We start from the raw sequence: 15745 nt of genomic DNA on the forward strand, positions 1-15745 counted from the left end.
GCAAATAAGCGTTTTTATCGACGGTATCCACTGCAAGGCGGATGAAAGCGAGAGCATACTAAATATCGCAAGACGCAACGGTATCTATATCCCTGCGATTTGCTATCTTAGCGGCTGTTCGCCTACGCTTGCTTGCAGGCTTTGCATGGTCGAAGCCGAAGGAAAGCGAGTATATAGCTGTAACGCCAAGGCAAAAGACGGCATGGCAGTGGTTACAAATTCGCCCGAGATAATATCCGAGCGAAACGCCATTATGCAAACTTACTGCATAAATCACCCTTTAGAATGCGGAGTATGTGATAAAAGCGGCGAGTGTGAATTGCAAAATTTAACCGCTCTTATGCAGGTTACCGCTCAAAATTACGCGATAAAAGACACTCATAAACCACACGTAAAATGGGGCAAGATAAGCTATGACCCCGCTCTTTGCATAGTTTGCGAGCGATGCATAACGGTTTGTAAGGATAAAATAGGCGAGGGCGCCTTAAGAACCACTGCGCGCGGAGGCGATCAGGTCGCAAAAGAGATGAAAGATCTCATGCCAAAAGACGCCTTTGCCGTGTGGAGTAAATTTCAAAAGAGCCTTATCGCGCCAAGTGCTGGCGAGGCACTGGACTGCTCTTTTTGCGGGGAGTGCACAAGCGTATGTCCCGTAGGAGCGCTTGTGGGAAGTGAATTTAAATACAGCTCAAACGTATGGGAGCTAGAAAAAATCCCTGCTGCAAATCCTCATTCAAGCGACTGCGAGCTGATTTATTATGATGTCAAAACCACGGGCATAAGCGAGCGAAAAAGGAAAATTTATAGAGTTAGCAACGATTTTCACTTCGCTACACTAAATCCCGCTGCAAGATACGGATATGACTTTGCCAATGAAAACGCCTTAAAAGATGAGGCGAATTTTAAGAATATAGCCCGGAAATTTCGCCTAGGAGAGGTTAAAAATATCATATTTAACAGCTTCATAACAAATGAAGAGGCTCTAATTCTAGAAGTTTTAAGAGAGAAATTTGGCTTAAATTTGGTAAATAACGAGGCAAAAAAATATCAGGAATTTTTAAACGAGTATGCTAAATTTAGCGGCGAGAGCTTGTATAACGGCGACGTGGCAAGCCTAAGTAAAACTGACTTCATTATAACCGCGGGAAGCTTCTTAAGATACGATGCGCCAAACGCTAGTTATGCCTTAAACAACGCGCTTAAGATAAACAAATCATCGGCGATCTATTTTCATACGGTTGCTGATGAGGTTGTGAAATCCTACTCTAAAAATTTGCTTTTCATAGAGCATAAAGCGGGCGTTGAGGCTAAAATTTTGCTATGGATATTGCATGAATTTGGCGAGAATTTAGATGGGGATATAAAGGCCTTTTTGGATAAAAATTTAATTGATGTTGAAGTTTTTAAAGATGAAGAGCTTAAAAGCCAAAAATGGCTAAAATTTGCCGCCGAACTTGGGCTTGATGAAGCTAAAATAGCCGAGCTTAGAGCTAAAAAAGAGAGCTTTGCTCTTGTTGTCGGAGAGGATTTTATCTATCATAAAGAGGCGCTAAATTTGGCTTCGCTTTTAGGAATGATCGCTAAATTCAGCAAATTTAAGGTTGTTATATTGCCGCCTTGCACAAACTCGCTAGGAGTTGCTAAAATTTGCTCTTTGAGTGAGCGCGAAATCGGCTTTAGCTTCGGCTACAACGAAAAAGCCGACTTTAGTATGAGCGTATATGGAGGTGATCTTTGTGCGCCTGCACTAACGCAGCAAGAGGGCACATTTGTAAGTTACGACAAGCGCGTAGTGCCTACAAATGCGGCTTTGCCATATCTTGGCTATACGCTAAACGATCTTGCAAACGAGCTTGGGCTTAAGTCTTGCTGCACCATAGACTACACGCCAAAGCTTGCTAGAGTTGGTGAATTTAGCGAAGTGAAATTTGATGATTTGCAAAACTATTACGATAATGCGGGAAATTCCCACCGCGGCTATCTTTTAAATGCCATAGATATAGAGGCGCAGGCTAAATTTGAGTTTGATAAGCTGAAATTTGATGAGCAGGAATTTAACGTTTATAGAGCAAATCCTATTCATCAGTTTTCAAAATTTACAAACAGAGCTTCGCAGTTAAACGAAGCGGGAGCTCTTTATGCTTCGCAGGCTTTTTTGGATAAATTTGAGCTCTGCGAAAATGAGGCGGTAAAGATAAAGTTGGGCGATAAAATTTTAGCCCTCCACGTTAAACTTGATAAAAATTTAAGCTCATGCGTGGCATATATCGGTGAATTTGACGAAAAGATAGATATAGACGCATTTTTCGAGAGCAGATATGCAAATTTAGAGATTTTAAAGGGTGATAGATGAGCGGATTTTATATCGTAGAAACCATCGTAAAAGCTCTTATCATCATCTCGGTTTTTGCTACCCTTGCGGGACTTGGAACCTATGCGGAGCGAAAGGTGCTAGCTTATATGCAAAGGCGCGTTGGACCTAGTATGGTAGGGCCTGCCGGCATACTTCAACTTGTCGCCGACATGATCAAGCTCTTTACCAAAGAGGATATCGTGCCGCAATTTGCCAATAAAAAAGTATTTTTAATAGCGCCTTTAATCTCGGCCATAGGGGCTTTTGCAGCGCTTGCTACGGTGCCGTTTTTGCCCGAATTTGAGCTGTTTGGGTATACGGTTAGGCCAATACTTGCCGATGTGGGAGTCGGAGTGCTTTATGTGCTTGGAGTAAGTGCTGTTTGCGTATTTTCCCCGCTTCTTGCAGGGCTTGCAAGCCATAACAAATACTCTCTTATCGCGGCTGCTCGTGCGGGTATGCAGCTGGTTAGCTTTGAAGTCGTTACGGGACTTTCGCTTTTAAGCGTCATTATGATGGTAGGCTCGCTTTCGCTAATAGACATAAACAACTACCAAGACGCGGGACTTGGCGGTTGGCTTATCTTTAGGCAGCCGCTTGCGTTTGGACTTTTTTTGATCGCGGCATTTGTGGAGACTAATCGAACACCGTTTTGTCTAACGGAAAATGAAACCGAGCTTGTAGCAGGATATGGCACGGAGTATTCGGGCATGCGCTGGGGTATGTTTTTTATCGGCGAATATACTAATATGATAACCGCGTCGTTTCTTGTTAGTCTTATATTTTTAGGCGGATTTAATCCCGTCTGGTTCGTGCCAGGTGCTATTATGATCATTTTAAAAACGGCATTTATATTTTTCTTTTTTCTTTGGACGAGAGCGGCTTGGCCTCACGTAAGAGCCGATCAACTAATGGGTCTGTGCTGGAAGGTTTTGATGCCTTTGGCCGTGGCTAATATCTTGATAACGGGGCTGGTGTTGGTATGAGCGAATATGTTTTGATAGATACTCCGACTCAGCCGAGCGGTAAATTTGAGAAATTTAAAAGATTTGCCTCTCGCGCGATAAAATTTGAGCTATTTGCGGGGCTTTGGGTCGTTTTACGCGAGATGATATGGGGTAAGTCTCATACCGTTTTATATCCGCTTGAAAAGATCGAGCTAAGCCCAAGATATCGCTCGGTGCATAGACTTATGAGGTTTATCGAGAGCGAAAATGAGCGGTGCATAGGGTGCGGGCTGTGCGAGAAAATTTGCGTAAGCAACTGTATCGCCATGCAGACTAAAGAGGGCGAAGATGGACGCAAGAAGGTACTTGAATACTCCATAAACTACGGCAGGTGCGTTTATTGCGGGCTTTGTGCTGAAGTTTGTCCCGAGCTTGCTATCGTGCACGGAAGCGAATACGAAAACGCAAGCGAACAAAGAGCTTATTTTGGGCTTAAAGAAGATCTTTTAACTCCAATTAGCGAGCTTAAAAGCCAAGTCGAATTTAGCGGATTTGGTTCGCTTGGCGAAGATGCAGATAGGTTTGTGAAAAAAACGCCTACTGCTTATAAAAATTTAGATGAAATTTTACGTGAAGAGGTTTATGAGGAAATTTCAAGAGAGGAAGCTTTGAAAGAAAAAGAGCGCAAAGAGCTAAATTCGGATGAAAATTTAAATGCCGAGCAAGCGGTTAAAGAAAGCGTAAAAGATACAAAGGACGGAAGCGATGCTTGAGGCTGTTGCGTTTTATATCTTTGCCGCATTTACTCTTGCTTGTTTTGCTATAAGCGTGTTTAGCAAAAATGTCCTTTACGCGATGACTTCGCTTGCCGGAGGCATGATATTTGTTTCGGGATTTTTCTTTTTGCTTGATGCGGAGTTTTTAGGAGTGGTGCAGATTATCGTATATACGGGTGCCGTTATGGTGCTATACGCTTTTTCGATGATGTTTTTTGATCTTAGTAAAGATGTAAACGAAAGCAGAAGCAAAGCCGCTTCAAGGCTCATATATACGCTTGGCATACTTAGCGCGCTTATACTTGTGCTTATATTTGCAGCTCCGATAGCTTCTGCGAATTTAGAGGCTAGATATCCTATCGTTGAAACTATGGGCAATATAGAGATGATTGGAATTTTGCTCTTTACCAAGTATCTTGTCGTCTTTGAGCTGGCTGCTGTTATGTTGCTTGTCGCTATGGTAGGAGCTATTGCGCTTGTGCATAAGGATATGGATAAAGGAGTGAGCGATGATAACGCTTAGCCACTATCTTATCGTCGCTGCGCTGATGTTTGCGCTCGGGCTTGTGGGTATAATAAAACGAGGAAATCTTATAATGCTCTTTTTTTCAACCGAAATTTTACTAAATTCGGCAAACGTAGCTCTTGCCGCGATATCAAAATTTAACGGCGACATGATAGGACAAATTTTTGCGTTTTTTATTATCGCTGTTGCCGCAAGTGAAGTAGCCATAGGTCTTGGCTTGCTTGTGCTTTGGTATAAAAAGACGGGCTCGATCGAAATTTCAAGCTTAAAAAGCATGAGGAGCGAGTGATGAGTATAATGACTCTTTTTGCCGTGGCTTTATTTGCTCCGCTTTTTGCAAGCATTTTGGCAGGTGCGTTTTCGCATACTGCAAGGTCAGCCTTTGTGGGCATAGCTTGCTCGTTTTTGATAGTTGCAAGCGCGCTTGCATCCATAGCCTTGCTTACTTTAGTAAGCGTTGCGGGTGCGATAGAAGTTTATATTATGGATTTTATTATAGCGGGTGGGTTTGAGAGCGATTTTAGCTTTATGCTTGATGACGTAAGCGTGATTATGATGTGCGTAGTGGGCGTAGTAGCGAGTGTCGTGCATATCTACTCGATCAGCTATATGGCTAATGATATCGGATTTAACAGATACTTTAGTTATCTTGGACTCTTTGTCTTTTCTATGCTCGTTTTGGTTTCAAGCGATAATTTTATAGGGCTATTTATCGGCTGGGAAGGTGTAGGACTTTGCTCGTGGTTGCTTATCGGGTTTTGGTATAAAAAGCCTCGTGCAAGCTGGGCTGCAAACGAAGCCTTTATCATGAACCGAATCGCGGATCTTGGTATGCTTGTGGCGATATTTTTGATATACCGCGAATTTGCAAGCGTGAGATATGTAGACGTGTTTAGGATGGTGCCAAATTCAGACGGCGCCTTGCTTGCTTTGATCGCTTCGTTTTTATTTGTAGGCGCGATGGGCAAGAGTGCGCAGTTTCCGTTTCACACTTGGCTTGCCGACGCTATGGAGGGACCTACGCCCGTTTCGGCGCTTATACACGCAGCTACTATGGTAACGGCAGGAGTTTATCTGGTAATTAGAGCAAATTCCATCTTCGGCGCCGTGCCTGAAATTTCAAACTTCATAGCGTATCTTGGAGTATTTGTAGCGGTTTTTGCAGCCTCTATGGCGGTTGTAAATAACGACTTGAAAAAGATAATTGCCTACTCGACGCTATCTCAGCTTGGATATATGTTCGTAGCTGCAGGGCTTGGAGCGTATTGGGTGGCGCTTTTTCACCTTGCTACGCATGCGTTTTTTAAATCGCTTCTGTTTTTGTGCGCGGGCAACGTAATGCACGCTATGAACGATGAGCTTGATATAAAAAAGATGGGCGGGCTTTATAAATTTATGAAAATAACCGCGATATTTATGATAATAGGCTCGGTGGCACTTGCGGGATTTTATCCGTTTGCCGGCTTTTTCTCAAAGGATAAAATTTTAGAAGCGGCTTTTAGTGGCGATAAATTTGTTATCTATGCTTTGCTTTTAGCCGGTGCTGCTATGACGGCATTTTACAGTTTTAGACTGATTATGCTTGTATTTTTTGGCAAAGCTAAATTTGAGCATGAACCACATGAAGCAAGCAGACCCGCTCTCATATCGCTTATGCCGCTTGTGATTTTGGCTCTGTTTGCAGGGTTTTTTGAGCATAAATTCGAGCTTCTAACGGAAAATATTTTGCCTAAATTCGAATTTGATATACCAAGCGGCACGAGTTTAATCATGATATTTGCCACGCTTGCGTTTGTTTTGATCTCTACGATTTTTGCGGTATTTGCTTACAAAAAAGAGATTTTTAAAAGTAGTTTAGAGGAGCTTAAAATTTACAAGCTGCTAAAAAACGAGTATTTTATCCCGCAAATTTATAGGAGAGTTTTTATAAGCGGATACTTTAATTTGGCTAAAATTTGTAAGAAATTAGACGAAGCGGTGATAGATAAGAGTGTCGATTTGGTCGCGGTTGTGATATATAAATTTGCAAATTTTTCAAACAGCATGCAAAGCGGAAATCTATCTCTTATGTTGCGCCTTATGGTTATAGGCTTTGTTATACTGCTTACTTTGGCGTTTTTTATTAAGGTTGTTTATGCTTAGTTTGGTTATATTTTTCCCTGCGCTTGCTGCGATGCTTGGGTTTTTGATAGAGGAAAAAAGTATCAAGGTCTATGGGGTTTGTATAGCGTTTATAGAGCTTTTGCTTACTCTTTTCATATGGCTTGGCTTTGACTCGGCTAATAGCGGATACAGCTTCGTAAATCAAATTTCGCTCATTGAATTTCTAAACATAAACTACCTTGTGGGTATCGACGGAATTTCTTTGTTTTTGGTTGTTTTAAGTGCGTTTATGACTCTTGTATCTTTAATCGCTCTTACTATAAAAGAAAATTTAAAGCATCTTATCATCTCGATTTTGTTTTTAGAGATGACTATGATGGGCGTATTTTTAGCGCTTGATGCGATTTTGTTTTATATATTTTGGGAGCTTAGTCTGCTTCCTATGCTTTATATTATCGGCGCATGGGGAAGCGGCAAGCGAATTTACGCTGCGGTTAAGTTTTTTATATACACGTTTTTTGGCTCTGTTTTTATGCTTGTTGCGATCTTGGTGATGGCTTATTATCACTACGATATGAACGGAGTTTGGAGCTTTTCGCTTCTTGATTGGCGGGGGTTAAATTTGCCCGAAAATACTCAAATTTGGCTCTTTTTGGCATTTTTTATAGCGTTTGCGATAAAAACGCCGATGTTTCCGTTTCACACATGGCTTCCATACGCTCACGGACAAGCCCCTACCATAGGCTCTACGCTGCTTGCCGCGGTGCTTCTTAAGATGGGCACTTACGGCATGGTGAGATTTTTACTGCCGTTATTTACCGACGCAAGCGTGATGATGTTTGATATAGTAGCGATACTAGCCGTTATAATGGTGATTTATACAGCGTTTATAGCTTACGCTCAAGATGATATGAAGCAAGTAATCGCCTATAGTTCGATATCTCATATGGGTATCGTGGTGCTTGGTATATTTTCTATGAACATAGAAGGCGTTAGCGGGGCGGTGTTTTTAATGATAAGCCATGGCGTAACTAGCGGCGCTCTGTTTTTACTTGTAGGCGTGATATATGAGCGAAGACATACCAAGATGATAGCCGAATTTGGTGGGCTTGCCGCGGTAATGCCTCGTTTTGCCCTTGCTTTTGGCGTAGTGATGTTTGGTAGCATAGGACTTCCTCTTACGATAGGATTTGTAGGAGAATTTTTAAGTCTGCTTGGAATTTTTAAGGCAAATTTCATATATGGAATTTTAGGCACGGTGGGCGTCATAGTGGGCGCTGTTTATATGCTTCATCTTTTTGCTAGGGTATTTTACGGAGAATGCAAAGAAGAAAATTTAAAGCTTGCGGATCTAAATTTAAACGAATTAGTCGCTCTTGTGCCGCTTTGCTTGCTTGTTATTTATCTCGGCGTTAGACCCAATGCGGTTTTAGCGCCTATTGATCTAAGCGTGAAAACCATGGTTGAGAAGATGCATGTAAATGCAAAAACCAAAAAAGCAAAGGAATTTATAGAGTATTCAAACAAGCTAGGAGGGAGCGATGAGTAATCTTACTCTTTTAAATTTACAAGAGCTAAATTTAGCCTCCATAGCGCCTATGCTTTCGCTTATAGTTTTTGGGCTGTTTATACTATGCATCGGCACTTTTAAAAAGGATCTTTCGCGCACTTTTTATACTGTTTTTTGCCTTATCGCCATAATGCTAAATATAGGCATAGTTATTGATTCAAACCGCATGATGAGCGGATTTTTCGGTCTCATGGTGATAGACGGCATATCCATCATCTCTCAGCTTGTCATACTTACGGCTTCTGCGCTGTTTATACCGCTTGCGCTTAGTACAAAGCGGTTTTTTGAATACGAGATGAGCGAGTATTATGCGCTATTTTTGTTTATGATAGCCGGATTTGAATTTATGGCTAGCAGTAATAACCTTATCTTGATATTTATCGGGCTTGAGACCTCATCTTTAGCGCTTTATACGCTTATCGCGCTTCATAACAAACTAAAATCAATAGAAGCTGCGATTAAATATTTTACTATGGGTGCTTTGGGTGCCGGATTTTTCGTATTTGGTGCGGCGATGTTTTATCTTGCAAGCGGAAGTTTGGAGATAAATTTCACCGGAGAGGTTATCAGGGATTTAAATTTGCAAGATAGCATGGTGGTTATATTAGGGTGCGTTTTTATGTTTAGTGCGATTGGATTTAAACTATCTTTGATACCTTTTCATACATGGGTGCCCGATGTCTATGAGGGCACAAACGCCCCTCTTGCAGGATATATGTCGGTTGTGCCTAAAGTCGCGGGATTTATAGTGGCGATGAGGCTTTTTGAAAGTCTTGCAAATTCCGGTATCCAGTGGGTGCACGATATGCTTTATATAAGTGCGGTTTTAACGATGACTATAGCAAATTCGATGGCTCTTGTGCAGCGCGACGTCAAGCGAATGCTTGCTCTTAGCTCCATAGCTCACGCGGGCTTTGTGCTTTGTGCGATAGTTGTCGGCACAAGCGGTGCTAATACGGCGCTGTTTTTGTATTGGATTATGTTTTTGTTTGCGAATTTGGGCGCATTTTCGATGCTTTGGGTTGCACGCTGTGATGATACGGTGTGTTGGGACAGGAGATTTAAGCACCCTTACGAGAAATTTGCAGGACTTGTAAAGACTTTGCCAAGCTATGCCGTGATAATGGCTATTTTTATGGTTGCACTTGCGGGGATTCCTCCTTTTAGCGTCTTTTGGGGCAAAATTTATCTCATCTTTGCAGCCGTTGCAACCGACCACATCGTCTTAGCCGTGATTATGGTTTTAAACAGCGCTTTGGCGATTTATTATTATTTAAAGCTTGTTGTTTATATGTTTTTAAAAGAGCCTGTGGTTAAAGATAAAAACCTCTATATCGCAAATACTTCAAACGCTCTTAAGGTTATCGTCGGCTTTGCGGTCATTACTACTTTAACGGCGATGCTTATGATAAATCCGCTGCTTGAGTTTATCGCCAAATTTGTAGTTGCAAGTGGTTTTTAAAATTAAACATCATATAATATCAATATGAAAAAATTAGCCATTTTATCTATTTTTCTTCTTGCTCCGCTTCTTGCGTTTGGCTTTTCTTTGACCTTAAATTCAGGCAAAGAGGCAAATAGAACTTATAGTGTCCTTCATCTAAAAGACGAGAAGGAATTTAGCTGCAAGGAGCAAATTTTAGCTTACGATAAAAAGCTTTATGTATGCGAAATTTCTAGTAGTTCAATACCTAAAATAGATGACAAGATACTCTCTTTGGTTAAGATAAATTTCACTCAAGATGAAAATACGACCAAGATAACCATAACTCCGCACGCAAATTCAAAGCTGATAAGCTATAAAAGCCCGCTTTTTGGAAGTAGCGACGTAAAAGAAAGCAAAGATGAATTTGCTCTTCATCATACGATACTCATAGATCCTGCTTTGAGCGAATTTGATAAGCCAAAACGAGACGGCATAAATTTCGCTCCCAGCTTTAATGATATGAAACTTCCAAGCGTGGGAGCTCTTGATCTGAACAAAGCTCCGATAGAAAACCCGGACAGCCACGATATAAATTTATATCTTGAAATCAAAAAAGACTATGATGCTAGGCGCTACGAAGCCGTTTTAGTTTCAACTCAAACGGCTTTAAAAAGATATGCAAACAGTATATTTGCAAGCGAGTTTATGCTTTATCGCTTGCGAGCTCTTGATAAAATTTTAGAAAAAGAAGAGAGTTATAATGAAATTTTGCCTATGGATATCGCAAACGAAGGCAAAGCATGGATGAGACGATTTGCCTCTGACGAAAATTACTCCGAAGTGCTTTATCTCGTTACTAAATCATACATCAGGCAGGATATGATGAGCGATGCGAACTACACTCTTGATATACTGATGAACGAGCATTCAAGCTCGCTTTGGACGAAGATGGCGATACTTGAATTTGCAGATAAAATTTACAAAACGGGCAAAGCCGCGGACGCTATAAAAATGTATGAAAAGGTTCTTTACTCAACTAGTAGTGTAGATGTGGCAAGCAGAGCCGCTTTAGCTCTAGCGCAAACCAGTATAAATGCGGCGAAATTTGAGCAAGCTAAAGATTATATACTAAAAATTCTAAACGCAAATGAGAGCTATCTGCTAAACGATATATCTCAAGCCATGGAGCTTGCTGCCGTGTTTCACGAGCGTAAAATGGACGATGTGGCTTCAAGAATTTATGAGATCATAACCCAAAACTCTAACAGAAACGATGATCACTATGAAATAGTGCTTAAAAATTTAGCCCTTAGCTTAAGTAATACAAAAGATGTAAATAAGGCGTACGACTACTTAAAACGCTATAAAGATGAGTTTAAGGAGGGCGAATTTATCTCGCAAGTTCAAATGGGGCTTGATAGACTGTTTTTTGAACTTAACGAAAATAATGCAACCAAACTTCACGAATATTACGATACTCTTATGGATAAATACGGTAAAAACGAAATAGCCCAAAGAGCTCTTAAAGAGCAGACCGGCTTATATCTAAAAGAGGGAAAATTCAGCGATGTGCTTCGCTATACAAACACGGCTCGCGATATGAACGATACTGAGGCGATCATTAGCGTAAATGATGCGGCTTTGGCGCTTGCTAATGAGATGATTCGCCAAGATAACTGCAAAACGGTGGTTTCGCTAGTGGAAAACTATGAGATAGGCGGTCGTATAGAGGCGAAATTTAAGTTGTTTAATTGCTATATGAGGCTTTTGAGGTTTGAAAGCGCTTATGAGCTAGCACGTGTTAATATAAATTCGCAAGATATGCTTGATCGTATCGAGTGGCTCATAAATTTAAGCTCCGCACTTATCAAAGTAGAAAAGTATACCGAGGCTTTGCGCGTGGCTGATGAGGCGCTTGCTATCGCGACTAAAGAGGAATATGCGGACGTTTCACCTGTGCTTTTTTATCGCTTTGAAGCTTTGCTTAAACTTAACCGAATAAGCGACGCGGTAGCTACTATAAGCGCGATAGAGACGCTTAGAGAAGATGACTTTAAGGTTATTGAAACCTATGACAAAATTTCAAGCGCAACTTATGCAAGTAGCGATTTTGTAAAATCCGCCGTCTATGCTAAAAAGGCCATTGATCTACAAAAAAGGCTAAATATCACTACTTTTAGCCCGAAAATAAATTTTGAATACATTGATTCTTTAAATAGGCTTGATAGGCTTGATGAAGCAGTGCAAGCATCAAGAGAGCTTGTAGGTTCGCGACTTTTGCCAAGCGATAGAGCCAGAGCACTTGCTCAAATTTCAGAGATTTATATCAAGCGTAAGCAACCAAGCGAGGCGAAGCCTTATATAAAAGAGTGCTTAGAGCTAAATTTTGAAAGTTCGTGGAAGAGTATCTGCGAGCAACAATTAAGGCTCGTGGAGTAGGGCGCAAGGAAGCCGTTCTTGAATTTGGACGAGAAATTTAGCCTGATACCGGGATATCTAAAGCTAAAATTTAATAAGCTAAGAAAAATTAGAGCTTACGTTTTAGCTCCTTTTTACGCGTGGATTTGCGTATTTGCCTTGTTTATCCTGCTTATGCCTTTTGAATTTGCTTTAAAATCTATCGCAAGCTTGCTTCAAACTCCTGAGCATACTGTTTATTGGGCTTCATGTATCGGTGTTTTTATTTTTTCTCTTGCTTTTTTCTTGCGTAGAGCAAGGAGAGATAAGAGCCTAAAATTTAGCCTTTTGTTTGTAAATAACCCTAGATTTAGCCTTAGAATTTTTAAACTTGAAATGGCTATGTTGTTTTTTATGTTTATTGGAAATTTACTGATTTTGTTTATTATGTTGTTTTTTATTGATTACTTGGATGTTGGGATTGTGGAAAATTTTCTTGCATTTTCATATCCTATCTGTTTTTTGGTTTTTATAGCTTGCGTTTGGGCGAATAAAATTGAATTTGAGCCAAAAAGTGAAGTTTAACAAGAGCTGAAATATACCGCTCTTATTTCTTCTTATCGAAATTTTGAAATTATCTTTTAAACAAATATATTAAGCAAGAGGATGATTAAAATATCATCCCTTCGTTATCTTGCTTGATTAGATTATCCTGAGCGTCTTGCTTTGGAAGCGGTGAAATTTTCGTATAAAGTTCGTCTTTGCCTTCATATATCGTGTGAAAAACACCCTCTGGTTCGGTAAAATTTTTCTTTGAATTTGGAAATTCCTTCATATAGCTTTGCACAAATTTTTTAAAGACAGGCGCGGCTGTTCGTCCGCCACCCTCGATTTTTCTCATCGGAGTGTTGTTATCGTTGCCGTACCATAAAATCACTTGAATTTCAGGAGTATAACCGCAAAACCATGCGTCTATGTTGTTGTTTGTGGTTCCCGTTTTGCCCGCAACCTGTACGCCCGCGATTTTGGCGTTTTGTCCGGTGCCGCTGTTTACGACGGTTTTTAGCATATCGTTCATCAGATATGCCTGCTCAGGCTCGGTTACTCTTGTGCGTTTTGGCTCGAAGATAGTTTCTATGTTTTGCGCGCTCATAACCCTGCGAATGAGCGTTGGCTCAACCATCTCGCCCTGATTTGAAAATATAGAGTAGAATTTAGAAAACTCAAGCGGAGAGATCCCAAGGCTTCCGAGTGCTACGGACAGATCTTTTGGCACGTTTTTAAAGCCAAGCTCGCTTAAGCGTTTATAAACAGTATCAAGTCCTATTTCACTAAGTAAATTTATAGTAGCTAGGTTTCTTGACTGACGAAGCGCGTCTTTAAGTGTGATATAGCCTTGAAAACCGCCGCTATAGTTCTTAGGCTTCCACGCCTCTTGATTTTTACCCGTATCAAACACGCGCGAGATATCAGCAGCTTTGCTCATCGGCGAGTAGCCCAGATCAAGCGCTATCTGGTAGATAAATGGCTTAAAGCTAGAGCCCGGTTGCCTCATACTCTGCGTAGCGCGGTTGTAGTTGCTTTTGGAGTAATCAACCCCTCCGACAAGCGCCAAGATACCCCCGTCTTTGGGTGATGTTACTACGATAGCTCCGTTTAGCACCGAAGCGTTTGCGTCCTTATCTCGCTTTAAAATTTCATTATGCCCGAATTTAAGCGCCTCTATCGCCATATCCTGAATCTTTAGATCAACGCTTGTTTCGATGATATATCCGCCCGTTTTTATGTCGTTAAAGTGTTTTGAAGCCTCTTTTATAACCTCATCTACGATATAAGGAGCTTTGTTTTGCGTAAGGGTATCATCATATACGACAGGCGTTTCCATGAGAGATTTTTCATACTCTTCTTTGTTTATCCAGCCAAGTATATTCAGCCTCCAAAGAACGTTGTTTGCGCGACTTAGCGACAAGTCAAGATGTCTGGTAGGATCGTATGTACTTGGGGCTTTTGGAAGACCCACGAGTATGGCTATCTCTTTTAGGCTAAGTTCGTTTAGCTCCTTTCTAAAATACCCCTTTGCGGCTGTTTTTATACCGTGATAACCATGTCCGAAATATACGTGATTTAGGTATCGCTCTAAAATTTCTTCTTTGCTAAGCTCGTTTTCAAGCTTCATGGCTAACACCATCTCTTTTATTTTTCTTGTAAATTTCTTCTCGCGGGTTAAGACCATATTTTTTACGAGCTGCTGAGTGATGGTGCTAGCACCCTCTACAAGCTTTCTGGCCTTGATGTCTTTTATGATCGCTCTTGTGATGGCTTCGGGATTTACTCCGCCATGCTCAAAAAAGCTAGTATCTTCGATCGCCACAAGAGCTTCTATAAGGCGCGGAGGTATCTCGTCGTATCTTGCGTAAATTCTATTTTCTTCATCAAAGATATTAGCGATTAGCTCGCCGTTTCTATCGTAAATTTGAGTCGTTAGCTTTGGCTTAAATTCAATGATGTTTGTCGCATCAAATCGAATTTGCGAGTAAAGATAGATAATTGCCGCGCACGCGGAAACAAATACGATAAAAAGAAACGAAACTATATATCTCATAAAAATGCCTTTAATTGTTCGTAGTTTAACCCTCTGGCGGTGCTTTCGTTGCCTGTTTGTTTTAGGATGTATTTTTTGTTAAAGCCCTCTATCATCATGGCTCCCGCTTTGCCTTGCCACTCGTTACTTTTGATGTAGGCTTCAAGCTCTTTTTCGTCAAATTTGCCAAACTCATAGTCCGCCACGCTTACGTTTATAAGCTCGAAATTTTCGCCTAAAAATATCATTGCGGTTATTATCTTGGTCGTGCTTTCGCTTTGTAAATTTAGCATTCTGATAGCGTCTTTGGCGTCTTTTGCCTTGCCTAAAATTTCATTCCCACACACGACTGCGCTATCTGCAAGAAGTATGTTTTTTAGATTCGGATGAGATTTTAAAAACTGCTCTTTTTTGCTTTGAACAATTTTTAGGACATAGCTTGCAGGAGGTAGTTTTTTACTTATACCGCTTTCGTCAAATTCAAAGGAAACTTGCTTGAAAGCTACTCCGTTCTCTTCTAAAATTTTAGCTCTAGTAACCGAACTTGAAGCTAAAATTATCATTAAAACCCCCTATATGCGACACCAAGATAGGTCGCAAATAAAGCCGCAACAACGTTAAGCGGTATGAAATAATAAATTATTACGATTAAATTTTCGTGAAGCTCGATATACTCGCTGTCATCGATTGATTTGATAGCTTTTTTTAGCCTATATGTTACGTAAAGGACGTTTATGAGCAAGAAGGCAAATATCGTCCATTTTGTCGCTATTATCGTGTTTGACATAGGATCTGCGATCTTTGAATAGTCGCTATCCTTGATAAGAATGCCCGTTACCGCCATCACTGATAAAGCCGCATAAACCGCGTATCCAAGGCGCTTAAGAGCCTCTATAACCATCAGGTATCTTTTGTGGTTGTTTGCTATGCCTTGCATGAAAAATTTACACATAAACCAAAAGCAAGCCTGAAATCCTATAAATACTATAGTAGCGCTTATGTGCAAAAACGGAATGATGTGGCTTAACTTTGCAAATGCGATGTTAAATTCGGGCATTTTTATCCT

The 15745-nt window shown here is 40.7% G+C and carries 13 protein-coding genes; 10 read left to right on the top strand and 3 right to left on the bottom strand.

The window, feature by feature from the left end; genetic code table 11:
* Positions 1 to 4 precede the first annotated feature (4 nt).
* Genes CDOM15925_RS05655 through CDOM15925_RS05700 form a run of 10 tightly spaced genes read left to right on the top strand, consistent with a single transcriptional unit; the run spans position 5 to position 12683 of the window.
* Positions 5 to 2353 carry an NADH-quinone oxidoreductase subunit G gene (locus CDOM15925_RS05655; protein WP_169942089.1) on the top strand — a complete coding sequence of 783 codons (2349 nt, stop codon included), beginning with the start codon at positions 5 to 7 and terminating at the stop codon, positions 2351 to 2353.
* Positions 2350 to 3339 carry an NADH-quinone oxidoreductase subunit NuoH gene (gene nuoH / locus CDOM15925_RS05660; protein ID WP_169941968.1) on the top strand — a complete coding sequence of 330 codons (990 nt, stop codon included), beginning with the start codon at positions 2350 to 2352 and terminating at the stop codon, positions 3337 to 3339. The genes CDOM15925_RS05655 and nuoH overlap by 4 nt, the downstream gene beginning before the upstream one ends.
* Complete coding sequence (gene nuoI / locus CDOM15925_RS05665) at positions 3336 to 4073, top strand: NADH-quinone oxidoreductase subunit NuoI (RefSeq protein ID WP_169941970.1); 738 nt, start codon at positions 3336 to 3338, stop codon at positions 4071 to 4073. The genes nuoH and nuoI overlap by 4 nt, the downstream gene beginning before the upstream one ends.
* Positions 4066 to 4599: an NADH-quinone oxidoreductase subunit J gene (locus CDOM15925_RS05670; protein WP_169941971.1), complete on the top strand. Its 534-nt coding sequence runs from the start codon at positions 4066 to 4068 to the stop codon at positions 4597 to 4599. Before nuoI ends, CDOM15925_RS05670 begins: the two co-directional genes overlap by 8 nt.
* Positions 4586 to 4891 carry an NADH-quinone oxidoreductase subunit NuoK gene (gene nuoK, locus CDOM15925_RS05675; RefSeq protein ID WP_169941973.1) on the top strand — a complete coding sequence of 102 codons (306 nt, stop codon included), beginning with the start codon at positions 4586 to 4588 and terminating at the stop codon, positions 4889 to 4891. Before CDOM15925_RS05670 ends, nuoK begins: the two co-directional genes overlap by 14 nt.
* Positions 4892 to 4899: 8 nt before the next feature.
* Positions 4900 to 6744 (top strand): NADH-quinone oxidoreductase subunit L, encoded by a 1845-nt coding sequence (nuoL, locus tag CDOM15925_RS05680; RefSeq protein ID WP_169942091.1) that lies wholly within the window; start codon positions 4900 to 4902, stop codon positions 6742 to 6744.
* Positions 6737 to 8254, top strand: a complete 1518-nt coding sequence (locus tag CDOM15925_RS05685; RefSeq protein WP_169941975.1) for an NADH-quinone oxidoreductase subunit M — start codon at positions 6737 to 6739, stop codon at positions 8252 to 8254. Before nuoL ends, CDOM15925_RS05685 begins: the two co-directional genes overlap by 8 nt.
* Positions 8247 to 9737: an NADH-quinone oxidoreductase subunit NuoN gene (nuoN, locus tag CDOM15925_RS05690; RefSeq protein ID WP_169941977.1), complete on the top strand. Its 1491-nt coding sequence runs from the start codon at positions 8247 to 8249 to the stop codon at positions 9735 to 9737. Before CDOM15925_RS05685 ends, nuoN begins: the two co-directional genes overlap by 8 nt.
* A gap of 24 nt (positions 9738 to 9761) precedes the next feature.
* A complete protein-coding gene (locus tag CDOM15925_RS05695; protein ID WP_169941979.1) occupies positions 9762 to 12140 on the top strand; it encodes a DUF7494 domain-containing protein in 2379 nt (792 codons plus the stop codon).
* Between the two features lie 18 nt (positions 12141 to 12158).
* Positions 12159 to 12683 carry a hypothetical protein gene (locus tag CDOM15925_RS05700; RefSeq protein WP_169941981.1) on the top strand — a complete coding sequence of 175 codons (525 nt, stop codon included), beginning with the start codon at positions 12159 to 12161 and terminating at the stop codon, positions 12681 to 12683.
* Positions 12684 to 12768: 85 nt separating this feature from the next.
* Here the strand turns inward: CDOM15925_RS05700 and CDOM15925_RS05705 are convergent, their stop codons facing one another.
* From CDOM15925_RS05705 to CDOM15925_RS05715, 3 genes are read right to left on the bottom strand one after another with little or no spacing between them, the layout of a single operon-like run.
* Positions 12769 to 14700: a transglycosylase domain-containing protein gene (locus tag CDOM15925_RS05705; protein WP_169941983.1), complete on the bottom strand. Its 1932-nt coding sequence runs from the start codon at positions 14698 to 14700 to the stop codon at positions 12769 to 12771.
* The gene (maf, locus tag CDOM15925_RS05710; protein ID WP_169941985.1) at positions 14697 to 15242 is read right to left on the bottom strand and encodes a septum formation inhibitor Maf; all 546 of its coding nucleotides are present in this window, start codon (positions 15240 to 15242) and stop codon (positions 14697 to 14699) included. Before maf ends, CDOM15925_RS05705 begins: the two co-directional genes overlap by 4 nt.
* Positions 15242 to 15736 carry a 3-isopropylmalate dehydratase gene (locus CDOM15925_RS05715; RefSeq protein WP_169941987.1) on the bottom strand — a complete coding sequence of 165 codons (495 nt, stop codon included), beginning with the start codon at positions 15734 to 15736 and terminating at the stop codon, positions 15242 to 15244. The genes maf and CDOM15925_RS05715 overlap by 1 nt, the downstream gene beginning before the upstream one ends.
* Positions 15737 to 15745: the final 9 nt, after the last annotated feature.

The sequence above is a fragment of the Campylobacter sp. RM15925 genome (assembly GCF_012978775.1).
Taxonomy (GTDB): domain Bacteria; phylum Campylobacterota; class Campylobacteria; order Campylobacterales; family Campylobacteraceae; genus Campylobacter_A; species Campylobacter_A canis.